The sequence below is a fragment of the Kineosporia rhizophila genome (assembly GCF_021277265.1).
Classification (GTDB): Bacteria; Actinomycetota; Actinomycetes; order Actinomycetales; family Kineosporiaceae; genus Kineosporia; species Kineosporia rhizophila.
The window spans coordinates 58,742-71,518 of record NZ_JAJSOH010000007.1 but is presented as its reverse complement, the minus strand read 5'-3'; the positions used below and the strand labels follow the sequence as shown (position 1 = coordinate 71,518).

At 69.5% G+C, this 12,777-nt stretch carries 9 protein-coding genes; 5 read left to right on the top strand and 4 right to left on the bottom strand.

What is annotated here, in order from left to right:
- Positions 1-69: 69 nt before the first annotated feature.
- Together LWF15_RS12730 and LWF15_RS36290 are read left to right on the top strand one after the other, a co-directional pair.
- Positions 70-1,245 carry a sensor histidine kinase gene (locus tag LWF15_RS12730; RefSeq protein WP_232810695.1) on the top strand — a complete coding sequence of 392 codons (1,176 nt, stop codon included), beginning with the start codon at positions 70-72 and terminating at the stop codon, positions 1,243-1,245.
- A gap of 59 nt (positions 1,246-1,304) precedes the next feature.
- Positions 1,305-1,430 carry a hypothetical protein gene (locus LWF15_RS36290; protein ID WP_269810067.1) on the top strand — a complete coding sequence of 42 codons (126 nt, stop codon included), beginning with the start codon at positions 1,305-1,307 and terminating at the stop codon, positions 1,428-1,430.
- Between the two features lie 1,479 nt (positions 1,431-2,909).
- Here LWF15_RS36290 and LWF15_RS12725 read toward each other — a convergent pair.
- The 3 genes from LWF15_RS12725 to LWF15_RS12715 all read right to left on the bottom strand — a co-directional run bounded on the left by LWF15_RS12725 (position 2,910) and on the right by LWF15_RS12715 (position 8,637).
- Positions 2,910-3,308 (bottom strand): hypothetical protein, encoded by a 399-nt coding sequence (locus LWF15_RS12725; RefSeq protein WP_232810693.1) that lies wholly within the window; start codon positions 3,306-3,308, stop codon positions 2,910-2,912.
- A gap of 1,661 nt (positions 3,309-4,969) precedes the next feature.
- Positions 4,970-7,117 carry a putative bifunctional diguanylate cyclase/phosphodiesterase gene (locus tag LWF15_RS12720; RefSeq protein ID WP_232810691.1) on the bottom strand — a complete coding sequence of 716 codons (2,148 nt, stop codon included), beginning with the start codon at positions 7,115-7,117 and terminating at the stop codon, positions 4,970-4,972.
- A 74-nt stretch (positions 7,118-7,191) separates the two neighbouring features.
- Entirely contained in the window at positions 7,192-8,637 is a 1,446-nt protein-coding gene (locus LWF15_RS12715; protein WP_232810689.1) for an MFS transporter, read from the bottom strand.
- 140 nt (positions 8,638-8,777) lie between these two features.
- Here LWF15_RS12715 and LWF15_RS12710 point away from each other — a divergent pair, with 140 nt between their 5' ends.
- Entirely contained in the window at positions 8,778-9,353 is a 576-nt protein-coding gene (locus tag LWF15_RS12710) for a TetR/AcrR family transcriptional regulator (protein WP_232810688.1), read from the top strand.
- Between the two features lie 230 nt (positions 9,354-9,583).
- The gene (locus tag LWF15_RS12705) at positions 9,584-9,925 is read left to right on the top strand and encodes a hypothetical protein (RefSeq protein ID WP_232810687.1); all 342 of its coding nucleotides are present in this window, start codon (positions 9,584-9,586) and stop codon (positions 9,923-9,925) included.
- On the opposite strand, the gene LWF15_RS12700 is transcribed toward LWF15_RS12705, so the two are convergent.
- Positions 9,904-12,030: a phage holin family protein gene (locus tag LWF15_RS12700; RefSeq protein WP_232810686.1), complete on the bottom strand. Its 2,127-nt coding sequence runs from the start codon at positions 12,028-12,030 to the stop codon at positions 9,904-9,906. The two genes, LWF15_RS12705 and LWF15_RS12700, sit on opposite strands and share 22 nt — an antisense overlap.
- Before the next feature lie 146 nt (positions 12,031-12,176).
- On the opposite strand from LWF15_RS12700, the gene LWF15_RS12695 reads away from it, so the two are divergent.
- Positions 12,177-12,749: an NADPH-dependent F420 reductase gene (locus LWF15_RS12695; protein ID WP_232810684.1), complete on the top strand. Its 573-nt coding sequence runs from the start codon at positions 12,177-12,179 to the stop codon at positions 12,747-12,749.
- Positions 12,750-12,777 lie beyond the last annotated feature (28 nt).

Genomic DNA, 12,777 nt, shown 5'->3' with positions numbered 1-12,777 from the left:
GCCGCAGCATCCCACAGCGGCGGACGAGCGAAATTGCGGCCCTCCGAGCGCATGGCCAAGACTGACCGAATGACCCTCTACGAGAGGATCCGGCGTCGGCGGGCCAGCGGGCCGTGGCTCCTGGGCCCGGTCCTGGTCCTGATGCTGGCCGGTGACCTGATCGTGGCCGACAACCTCGATCTGCCCCGCAAGTGGTGGGTCGTGCCCGGCGCGCTCCTGCTCTGCCTGTGCGCCCTGTGGGTCGGCCGGGCGCCGGTACGGGCCGCCGTCGCTGCGACCGTAGTTTTGGTCGGCGGGTCGGAGGCGCTGCGGCTCCTCGAGGTCCAGGTGCTGACGGCCAACGGCGCCCTCCTGGCGGCCGAGATCACCGCCCTCTCCTTCCTCGTCATGGTCCTGACCCGGCAGACCGACTCCGCCACCGCCGTCCGTACTTTGCTGGTGGTCCTGTTGAGCTGCGCCGCAGCCAACTTCCTGCGCCCCCAGTTCGGATTTCTGCCGGCCGATCCGTGGTGGCAGGACTACGTCGAGAACGGCCTGGTCCTGAGCGCGGCGGCCGGCGTGGGGCGGTTCCTGCGTCACTGGGATGCCGAACGGGCCGGTCTGCTCCGGAGCGCGGTGGCGGCGGCCCGACAGCGTGAGCGGCTCGGAATGGCCCGTGAACTGCACGATGTGGTGGCCCACCACGTCGGGGGGATGGTCGTGCAGGCCCAGGCCGCCCAGCAGGTTTCCGGCACCGACCCGGGGGCGACGGCGCGGATGCTGCCCGGTATCGAGAGCAGCGGCCAAGAGGCCCTGCGGGCCATGCGGCAGGTCGTGGCCACCCTGCGCGAGAGCGACCCCGAGGGCGTCACGCACATCTCCACGACAACGTCCGACCTGATCGCGGATCTGCGGGCGGTGGCGTCCACGCCCGGACCCGAGGTGTGCCTGACCATGGACCTGACCGAGCCGATCCCCGCTCCGGTCGCTGCGTCGGTCTTACGGGTGGTCCAGGAGAGCGTGATCAACGCACGGCGCCACGCCCGCGATGCGGGCCGGATCGAGGTGTTCGTGCGCTCGGGCGACGGTGTCGTGCGTCTGCGGGTCAGGGACGACGGCCGGGGCCAGGATCAGCCCGGCCAGACAGGGTCCGGGTACGGGCTGATCGGCATGCGCGAACGTATTGGTCTGCTGAACGGGCATTTCGCTGCCGGCCCGCTGGCGGGAGGGGGTTGGCAGGTGGCAGCGGAGGTGCCGTTGTGTTGAGCGCGTCCGCCGCCTGGTGAACCGGGATCATGGTGCGGGTTGGCGATGCGGTGACCGAGGTGTCAGCTACCTCTTCTCTCTCAGGCCCAGACGAACTGGCTGTTGGTGGCCCGCTGCGCCGCGCTCAGCGCGTGAACGCCATCGCCACCCACTCGGCGTTCCAGGCCAAGGTCAACGCGCTGTAGGTTAGTCCGTCGTCGACGCGCCCCGCCTCTTCGGCGACTCTGCCCCGCTCACCTGCCAGCTTCCTGTGGGCTGCTGGCGAAGACGAACACCGAATGCGGAGGCTCCCCCATGGTCCTGGACGGCGGATGATGCCGCGAGGACTGACCGCTGACCGACCCCGGGGTGCGTCGACGAGAAGACGACGGACGACGTCTTTGGTCAGGGGTGGGTTTGGGTGAGGGACAGGGACTGGGGTCCAACGACCGGTGAAGCAGGTGCTTCGTTTCTGCTTCGCGATCCGTTCGGCGTCGTTCGAGGTCTTGGTGCAAGCAGCCCGAGATGCATGAGCCTGAGCCACTGTTCCCGGTTCCACACAATTGCCTCGCACTGAGCGAGAACCCTGGCGCCTGGCGGCGCTGGGGGCGACGCCATGTGCTCCCGTAGCGCCCGTGCAGAACGGCGTCGATGAGGGGGCGATGGTCCGCCCGTAGCCGCGCCTCGGAGCCAGTGGCAGTTGAGGCCGGGGAGATCAGGACGAATGCGCTGACGATGCCACCCACGCCAGGGGTTCCTGGCTGCTCACAGCGCGAAGGTGAGGACTCGGCGGCGGGGTGATCCTTGAGTCCCGCGATGCGGGGTGCGAGGGGCGGTGATCAAGCATGTGCAGCTCCCAGCTGAGGAGATGAGGGGCGCTATTGCCCGCACAGTTGACCGGTCATCTGTTCCGCACCTGCGTCCAGCTGCTCTGACCTGCAGTCCCGGCAGCCACCTTCCCGGGACTTGGCAGTGCTGGGGGAACTGGGCCAGCCACCTGGGTTTCGGGGTCGGTCCGGAGCAGTGCAGGGCGACCGCAGGAGAGCCTCGACGAGGTTTCCCGAGTTTCTCCCCTGGTACACCACGCAGGCCCGGGGCGACGGGCCGAACAGCGTGGCGAGCCGGCGGGCGTGCATTGCCGTGTGCTGCGCCGTGTACGGCACCCCCTCTAGGGGTATCTCCCTCAGAGATAGTCGGACCTGGCTGCACTCCCGGCGAGACCTCACCATTGGCCTCTGACCTGCTCTGTTGGTCTTGTTGGAGCGAACGCGCCTGGCCCAGGCACGTTCACCCCCGTGAGAAGGGGTTTGAGAAGGGGTCTGTTGAAGGGTTTGAGAAGGGGTGTGAACGCGCCGGTAGGCGCAGCCTCGCGCTCGCATCATCACTGCTGCGGCCTACCTTCTGGGGCCGTGCGCTGCGGGCGCGGGCCAAGTGTTCAGGGGCGGCATTGGGCGACGTGTTCGGGCCAGCGCCAGCAGGCCCCGAGGTGGCCTCCCCCATCGGCACTGCGCTCATCGCGAACGGCTGTTCGGCGGCGTTTAGCGTGCCGAGGATGGCGTCGTTGCGGGTGCCGATGGTGGGGCTCGGGTCGTCGGCCTCGTGGTGGTTGGGTCGGCCTGGTGATGGTGTCGTCGGCATGGTGACGGCTGGGTGCAGCCAGGTAGGGGCCGCAAGCGGCGCAGATCTCAGCCTGGGCGGGCGGCGGGGATGAGCTGGCCTCGGGCGATGGCACCGATCAGTGTCCAGATGTCGGTGGCTAGCGCGGGCAGACGTCGGCGTATGGCCAGGGCCGCGGTGGCCAGGACATTCAGCGCTTGACGCAGGGGCTGCAGCGCGGTTGGGCCGTGATCGGTGGGGGTCAGGTCGATCGTGTTCGGCAGGTCGAGGTCGATCGCTGCAAGGGCTTGGACGCCCTGCTGACGCAGCCACGTCAGGTGGGTGGGGCGAGCGGCGCGTAGCCATCGCCGGACGGTGCAGGGCGGGCGGTTCAGGTCAACCGCGATATGCCGGTATCCGCTCTTAGATACTTTGGCGCGCAACGCGGTTGCGATGACTTCGGTGGCGTCGGCCGGCGGGGCAGGCACGCGGAGGACAGGAGCACCTGGGTACGCGTGCAGTCCTGACAGCGGGCCCGCCGGGGCCGGATGGTGCGGGTGCCGGCGCCCAGCAGTCGCACGGTGCGTGAGCGTGCCCCGGACCAGGCGCGTAAGCGTTCACCACAGGCCGGGCAGGCCAGGGACCCGGCCTGCGGGTCGGCCTCGGCCCGGTCCGGGCCCGCAGTGATGATCACGACGGGCGGCTTCTTCATGGGCGACACCCTTGCCTACCAGGCGACGCCTCGCCCCAGGGCCAACTCGTGTTGATCAGCCGAGACCGCCCGGTGCGGAGAAGGACAAGAGCACGCCAGCGCCGGGGCACCACCGCCCGGACCGGCGTCTGGACCCAACACCGAAGTTCTGAGCACGGTCGGTGCAGGTCGGGACGGTGGCGGTGGCGGTGGCGACCAACAACCTTCAACTTCTGCGGCATCGGCAATCTCAGTGCCGGACCCCGGTCATTTCGTCGGCATCCTTAGCGGTGCCTGACAAACGGCTGCGCCCGCAAACTTGGATTGATAGAGCAAGCCGGAAAGTCGAGGCAGTGATCTGGTCAGTTGACCAGTGGGCACCGTTGCACCTGTTGGCCAGTGGATGCTGTTGGCTGGTTGGCCCGGCGGACGCTGTTGAAAGCTGAACGCGGTCGCTCACAAAGCGCTTGTGGACGCTGTTGGTCCCTGGATCTGTCGGGTACCCGCGGGCGTTGGTCCGGTTGCCGTGGTGGACGCTGTTGGTCTCGTTGACCGGTAGATCCGCCGTGTCGCGCGAGTCCCGAGGTGGGGCGGCAGCGATCGGGTGTCCCAGGGCTGAGGCGCCCGTCTCGACCGGTACCCGCCCGTCGGTCATCAGCAGTCCCTGCACCGACGGGCCGTGGTGCGGAACCGGGCCTCCCAGGCTGTGCGCACAGGCCTGCACGAAGACACCGGTGGCCGGCGGACGCAGGGGCAGGGGCAGGGGCAGGGGCAGGGGCAGGGGCAGGGGCAGGGGCAGGGGCAGGGGCAGGATGCTCGCAGCGTCGACGAGGGTCACCTACCCCAGGTCGCCGGCCACCACCCCCGGCGGGCGCCGCCGACTGCGTGCCTCGTGGGTCAGGGGCACGGGAGGCACCGAATGCGGCCGTCGAGCGGGCACGTGCTTCTGGGAACCCGCGAGCTCCCCACCATTACCCTCGTGGGCACGTGTACGTGCCCACCGACGTCCCTAAGTTTTGGTCTGTGGGGGCCGCCTCGAGCGGTTGCTGCTGCTCGGCGGTCGACCGACGGCCAGATCACGTACAGGACAGGGGCATCCCGGCGGGCGCAGTTCGGCCAGCAGGCGGGTGGACCCACACCACCAAGTGCTCCTTGCCCGGGGCGGAGTGCCCCTGCCGGAGGTGCCCCTGGAGGGGCGGCTCCAGGGGCACCTGGGCTGGGCCCCGTTCAGCGGCGGGGCTTGGGCAAGTCATCCCTAAGGGCACGCACTATGGGGGCCGGGTTGCTACATGGTGCCCGGGGCACCTGTGATGCCTGTCGGACGCAGGCACTCCGCGTCCCTCGTCCAGGAGAGCGCGCTCGTGTGGGGGCAGGGGCACGCCGAGCGCGACGACAACGGGGCCAGATCACTTGACGACACTCACCGCGGTGTCGGCCATGTGGGCTGCCCAGATCCACTCACCCCGAAGTGTCGCGCAAGCTCGAGGCTCTCAGCCTCTCCCCCATGCTGGAAGCCGGCAACGGCTTGTCCCAGAAATACCCTTGCCCCGCGGAACAGCCCAGAAGTTCCAGCTCGTCCGCCTGCTCGGCTGTCTCCACACCCTCGGCCACGACGGTGAAGTTCAGCGCCCGGCCCAGGCGCAGAACCGAATCGATCAGGACGGCGTGCTCGGGGGTGCCGTCCAGTTGGCCGGTCAAGCTCCGGTCGATCTTCACCACGTCGATGGGCAGACTCGTCAGGTATCGGAGCGAGGAGTAGCCGGTACCGAAGTCGTCGATGGAGATGCGCACACCCCTCGCCCGGAGGTTCGACAGAAGCAGCTTCGCGGCCTCCTCGTCGACGATGGCCGACTCGGTCACCTCCAGGGCCAGGTGGCGGGCCGCCAGCCCGGTCCGCTCCAGGACGGCGAAGACGTCCTGGACAAAGCCGGGGTCCTGCAACTGCACCGGAGAGACGTTGACGCTGGCGTAGAGGTTCTTCTTCCCGGGGTTCTCCTCGTGCCAGCGGTGCACCTGCCGGCAGGACTGCTCCAGTACCCACAGACCGATCTCGACGATGTACCCGGTCGACTCGGCCAGCGGGATGAACTCGAGCGGGGAGACGGTTCCGAAAGACGGGTGGTGCCAGCGGATCAGGGCCTCGACCCCGATCGCCTCACGGGTCCGCAGGTCGACCAGGGGCTGGTAGAGCACCTCGAACTGTTCCTCGGCGACGGCTTCGGGAAGGGCCGCGGCCAGGTTCACCAGGCGCTCCCGCTGGTGCGACAACAACGTGCCCTTACGACTCGCCTTGACCGCGTACAACGCGGCGTCGGCCGCTCGCACCGTGGCCTCGCTGGTCTGGCCCTCCTTCCACAACGCCAGACCTGTGCTGATCCTCGGGGTGAGGACCTCGCCGTCGAAAACCGTAGGTTGCTCGAGCGCCTCGGTCAGATCTTCCCCCAGCCGCTGCAGGGCCTCGGCGGTGACCACCCCGCCCGGTTCGGCCGGCCCTTCCAGGAGAACAGCGAACTCGTCCCCTCCCAGCCGGGCAACGGTGCCCGCGGTCCCGACCACCTGCGTCATCCGCTGGGCGGCGACGATCAGCACATGGTCACCGGCTGCGTGCCCGTGCCGGTCGTTGACCTGTTTGAAGTTGTCCAGGTCGAGCAGCACGATCCCGAAGGCCTGCCCCACCGTGCTGGCCTCCTCCGCCTCCAGCAGGCGGCGGCGCAGGAGCGCGCGGTTTCCCACCCCGGTCAGGCTGTCGTGGTTGGCGCGGTGCTCGATCTCTCCGAACGTGCGCTCCAGGATGGCCATGGTGTCGTTGAGGGCCGCACCCATCCGGCCGATCTCGTCCTTACGCCGGAAGGTCACCTTCTTGCTCAGGTCACCTCCGGCCGCCCGGGTCACCACGTCCATCACCTCCGCCAGCGGCCGGGCCAGGCTACGCGCGACCAGGAGGGCGCTGGCCAGAGCCACGGCCGCGCTGGCCAACCCCAGCACCAGCATCAGTTGCGCGGTCCTGCCACTGGCCTGCGAAGCCCGCTTGGTACCGGCGGCGACGCCGGTCACGAGCTCCTGCATAAGTCGGTCGGCGGACTGCTTGGCCGCCGCGACGATCGTGTTCAGCCGCTGGACCGTGTAGATGACCCCGGCACGGTCAGCACCGTTGGCCGCCTCCGCCAACGAGGTGTCCCGGGCCCTTCTCCACACCCCTATGTCGATGTTGACCGCCCGCCGTTGCCTCTGTATGTGGTCCGGCAGGTCGACTGCGGCCAGGGCCGCCAGCTGTCTGTTGAGGATCTCGTCGGACGCGGCGATGTCCTGGCGGTAGGTGCGGCGGTACGGGCCCGGATCAGCCAGGACGTACGACAGCACGGCCTCCTGCTGTCCTCCTATGGCCGACCTGACCTCTGTCATGTAGATCAGCGCCTGGACGTTGGTGCTGTACGCGCGGTCCTGCTCGGCAGCCAGGGTCCGCAGCCGTATCGCACCGGCCAGGCCGAGGGCGGCGAAAAGCATCGAGCCGGCCACTGCGGCGGCAACGATCTTGAGTCCGAGGGGCAGGTCGCGCGCCCTCCAGACCAGCGTTGACCCCATCGTCACCACTTCGGCCAGGCTCACTCACCCCTTGAGCTCTCCGCCGCGGTCTCGGCCGACCCTTCGTACGCAGAGGGTTAGGACCGGGTCCCTCCCCCTCAGCTGGTGGCCACGGCGACCGCAGGGTCTTCTTCGGCGACCACAACGGTTCGCCGGTCGATCCGGGTCCGGGTGGGCACCAGCAGGGCCGCGCCCACGGCCACCGCCGCCAGCACCGTCATCAGGATGAAGGCGCTGGTGAAACCGGACTCGGCGGGCAGGCCGCCGGATGTGGTGTGGGAGGCGATGATCGAGCTGACCACCGCAGTGCCGATCGATCCGCCGATCGTGCGCAGGTTGGTGTTCATGCCCGAGGCCACCCCGGTCTGCTCCGGCGGCACCCCGTTGACCACGAGGTTGACCATCGACGAGAAGGCCAGCCCCATGCCGACTCCGGCGATACCGGCGGCCAGCGACACCTGCCAACGGGCATCGTGCGCGAGGACCAGGATCAGGCCGGAGAGCGTGAGTAGCACCGCGCCGCCGACCAGTTGCGTCTTGGCGCTGACCAGTCTGCTGATCGGCCCGCTGGCGAAGCCGAGCACCGCCATCCCGACCAGCATCGGCAGCAGCAGCAGGCCGGCGCCGGTGACCGAGGCGCCGAAGCCGTACCCGGTGGACACCGGAACCTGCATGTACACCGGCAGGAAGGCGTAGGTGACGAACATTGCCGCGCCGAAGAGCAAGGCCACCAGGTTGGTGGTCCAGACCGCGGGCAGGCGCATCATCCGCATGTCGATCAGTGGGGTGGACGAGCGCAGCTCCACCCAGATCCAGGTGGCCAGCAGCACCGCTGCCAGGGCGAGGCCGCCAAGGACCGAGGCCGAGGTCCAGCCCCAGGCGTTGCCCTTGGTGACCGGCAGCAGCAGGCACACCAGCCAGCCCGAGAGCAAGGCAGCAGCAACGACGTTCACCTTGCCCGGGGTGCGCACCGCTGATTCCGGGACCAGCCGCAGGGCCAGCAGCCAGATCACCGAGGCAGCGATCGCCGGGATCCAGAAGAGCCAGCGCCAGCTCAGGTTCTCCACGACCGGGCCGGCCAGGACGACGCCCGCGCCGCCGCCGGTGGCGATCACCGCGGCGATCGCGCCGACCGCGCCGGGCAGGCGGTGGGGTGGGAACTCGTCGCGGATGATGGCGAAGGTCAGGGGGAAGACCGCGGCCCCGATGCCCTGCAGCACACGCCCGAGGATGAGCACGCTCACCGAGGGGGCGGCTGCGGCTACCGCCGAGCCGATGGCGATGGCGGCCAGGGCGATCAGCAGGGTGCGCTTCTTGCCGGCCATGTCACCCACCCGGCCCAGCAACGGGGTGGCCACCGAGGCGGTCAGCAGCCAGGCGGTGATCACCCAGGTCACCGTGGTGGTGGAGGTGTTCAGGTCGGCCTGGATGGTCGGCAGTACCGGAGTGACCAGCGACTGCAGGAGCGAGATCGAGGCGGTCGCGCTGGCCAGCACGGCGAAGATGACCAGCGGCGAGACGCGCCGGTCGGTGGATCGAGGCATGAGTGATCCTTCGTACGCGACGGAGAAGGATGTGCAGGAATTACCCCTGGGCCTGGACAGGCTGCGGTGACTGTTAAAGTGGAGGGGTGCCTCCACCGTAGCGGAGGGGGCCCTCCGGAATCAAGACGAAGGGACTCGCGGTGACCGAAGCACCCGGCCCGGCCCATCACGTCTCGGTGCGCCGGCCGCAGCGGGCTGATGCGCGCCGCAACTTCGACGCCCTGCTGGGCGCAGCCCGTGAAGTCTTCGCCGAGGAGGGCACGTCCGCCTCGCTGGAAGAGGTCGCCCGCCGCGCCGGGGTGGGCATCGGCACCTTGTACCGTAATTTCCCGACCCGGCAGGACCTGTTCGAGACCGTCTACGTCGACGAGGTCGAGGCCCTGGCCCGCCGCGCCGAGGAACTCACCGGACTGGAGCCCTGGGCGGCCCTCGTAGCCTGGCTGCGGCAGTTCGTCAGCTACGCCACCACCAAGCGGGCCATCTACGAAGCACTCAACCGCGACTCGGCCATGTTCGCCGCCTGCCGGGAGATCATGTACTCGGCCGGGCGCCCCCTGCTGCAGCGCGCCCAGGCCGACGGCCAGGCCCGGCCCGACGTCTCCTTCGAGGACGTGCTGCGCCTGATCAGCGGCATCTCCGGATCCGCGTACAGCGACGACGAGCAGCGCGAACGGGTGCTGACCATGGCCCTGGACGGCATCCGCCCACGGGCCTGAGGCCGATCCACTCGGCCGGTCCGAACCCTGTCCCTGGGAGAGGGTCCTGAGCTCGACCCTCCCGTATCGTGAGGCCACCCGGGGGGGCACAGCGCCTCGTCGTTCCTCACCGAGGATGCCGTGGTCTCACCGAACCGAATCTCAACTTCCTGGCAGAGCAATACGTGAGGACGAGCCCGCGGGTACCGCAGGATGATCCGCCCGATCGCTGCCCACCCTAGAGTGCGGTCGTGCATCCCTTCGGGCGGGTCCTCCTGTACACCGTACTCACTGTACTCAGCGCTTTTTCGAGCCTCGCCATCTGGTTCGCCTGCGTTTTTGCCTTCGACGGGGGCCTTCAGGGCATCGAGCACACCTGCGGTTGGGCGCCGTCCGCCCGCCCTCTGGAACTGCGCACCGAGCTGTTCCCGCTGAGGGCCGAGTGCCGTTATACAGACGGAAGCAGCAAGAGCTTGGTACCTGACGCCGTCAACGTAGTGATCTTCCTGGCCGCCGGCGTGACCGCTGCCTTCTTCGCGCTACTGCTACGGGCGATCTGGAGGCTGGGCACCTACATGGTGTCGGTGAGATGACGTCGTCCTGGTCCAGGAACCCCATCAACAGGCTCAGCACGCCGGGCGCCGATTCGTTCGAGCCAGCGCACGAGTTGCTGGTGCACGCTGCCCGCGCCGTAGAGCATCTCCTCACCGGGAACACTGCGGTCCAGGAGGTCCTCGTCGATCTCCCAGCCGGCGGGGTGCACCAGCACGGCCTGGTTCTGCCAGCCGCCCAGTCCACCGTGCGAGCCGACCAGTTCCTCGAACGCATGCACCTCGCCGGTGCGCGCATGCAACGTGGAATGCACGTAAAGGTCTGGTGCCACCTTCATCTCGGCCACCCTCAGAAGGTCTGCGGCGGCCCGCGGGCCGAAGCCGGACAGCGGATCGTGCCCCTCTACGACGTCTTCAAGCAGAACTCGTACACCCGAGCGGCCCAGCACGAGGGGACCACGCGCGCTGTCGGCCACCACGAAGGCGATGCCGGGCTCGGTGAGGAGGCCGGGGATCAGGCCGGGATGCTGTTCGGTGAACGTCTCGACGGTGACGCGGCCGGGAAGGCGGGGGAACCAGACCAGGCCGAGGTTGCCGGAGCCGACCACGACCAGTTCCGGGCGCTCACTGAGGTCGGCCGGGCCGGAACGCTGGGGGCCGACGATGACACCGGCCTCGTCGGCGCGGTCCATGCGTCTCAGCGCCCGGCGGGTCTTGGGACGAGCCGTGGCCAGGACGTCGGTGAGGAGGGCGTTGAGTGGGCCCCAGCCTTCGACGTCCCCGGTCTCGGCGACCGCCGACGCGGCTCCGGAGTGTTCCCGCACCGCGGCTTCCAGGGTGCGCCCCGTCAGTTGCCGGAAGGTGGCGCCCTGGCTCTGGCCGTGGTCGGAGAGCACGACGAACTCGTAGTTGCGCGGGGCGGCGTCGGCGACCCGCTGCAGGGTGTGCAGCACCAGGTCGATGCCGGCCAGGGCGTCCATCGACTCGGGGCGCATCACCCCGGCGTGGTGGGCGATCTCGTCGTAGTCGACGAAGTCGACGTAGATCACCGGAGCCCCGGCCATCATGTGCTCGGCGACCAGCGCGACGTTGAGGTCGCGCAGGACGACGTTGGTGAGACCGCGCAGAGCCACGTACGAACCGCGCCGCCGGATCCGCGGCTCGATCCCCCGGACCCGTTGCTGGCGGCCCTGGTACAGCTCCTTCACGATCTCCGCCACGGTCAGCACCAGCGCCCGGGCCAGGACGAAAGGGCTGAAGAAGAAACGGATGTAGGAGCTGCCCGGTCCGAGGTCACCGCGGCGGGCGGCCCGGCTCATCACCATCAGGGCGGTGGGCGCGTCCCCGCTGAACATGTTCGAGACGCTGACCCCGCCGTCGGCCAGCAGCCCGTGCCCGTCGGACAGGCGGGCCTCGATGGTCGCCGCGTCGTCCGGGCGGTTGGCCACCACGAGCCGTCCGGTGTCCTTCTCGTACCAGCGGAAGGCCGGGATGCCGTCGTTGCGGCCGTGCAGGATCCCGGCCTGGCTCGCCGGGGTGGTCGAGGGCACCTGGGCCCACCACGGCGTCATCTCGTGCGAGCCCGAGCGCACCCACCGCGAAAGCGTGGGCAGCACACCCGAGACGATCCCGTTGCCCAGCAAAGGGTAGGGCAGGCCGTCGATCTGGACGATGACCACACCACAGGGGTCATCCTCGTCGACCGGCCGTCCTCTGCGGCGCCGACGGGACTCCCCGCGCCGGATGAGATCGGCCACGATGTAGGAACTGTCGTTGACGCCGACCAGCCAGCGGGTGACCGCGGCGAGCAGGGCGACCAGGAGCAGGGCCTGGGCGGCGGCCTCGACCCCGCTGACGTAGACCCCCGGCACCAGCACCAGGGCCGCCGTGATCAGGGCCACCTGGGCGCTGAGGCCGAGCACCAGCGCGGTGATCGCCCCGGCGAACCCGGCGATCAGGCGCAGGGTGGGGCGGACCAGCGCGTCGAACCCGGCCGTGACCGCCGCCACCGCGAAGGCCCACCACCAGTGCGCGATCTCCAGCCCGGCGAGGATCCACGACGAGACCAGCAGCGCCGCCGCGTTCGGGACCAGACCGATCAGGGCGTCGCGCAGGTCACGGCTCGAGATGCTCAGCCCGTTCGGCACCGCACGAGGCTAGCCGCTCGCGCGCCCGGTCCGGCGGCGTGCCTCAGGTCACCTTGATCACCAGAAATACTTGAAGCTTCAATTAGCTTGTCCTCGGTAAGCCCGGTCACCGACAGGCACCGGACATCGAGCACGAGGAGCACGACATGACGCACGTGAGCATCATCGGGACCGGCACCATGGGCACCGTCATCGCGGAGCTGGTGACCAGGGGCGGCAACACGGCCCAGTCGCTGGGGCGGCACAACGCGAACCCGGCCACCGGCGACATCGTCGTGCTGGCCGTGCCGCACGGCGCGCTCGCCGAGATCGTGGCGGCCCGCAAGGAAGAGCTGGACGGCAAGGTCGTGGTCGACATCAGCAACCCGCTGAACTTCGAGACCTTCGACTCACTGACCGTCCCGGCCGACTCCTCCTCCGCCGCCGCCCTGGCCGCCGCCCTGCCCGGCTCACGGGTGCTCAAGGCGTTCAACACCAACTTCGCGGCCACCCTGCAGAGCCAGGCCGTCGGCTCCCAGCCCACCACCGTGCTGATCGCCGGTGACGACCAGGACGCCAAGCAGGCCCTGTCCGCCGTGGTCGGCGCGGGTGGGCTGAAGGCCGTGGACGCCGGTGCGCTCAGCCGGGCCCGTGAACTCGAGGCCGTCGGTTTCCTGCAGCTCACCCTGGCGGCGAGCGAGAAGATCAGCTGGACCGGAGGGTTCGCGATCGCCGGCTGAGCTCCCGCCGGAGGCCCTTCCCCTGGCG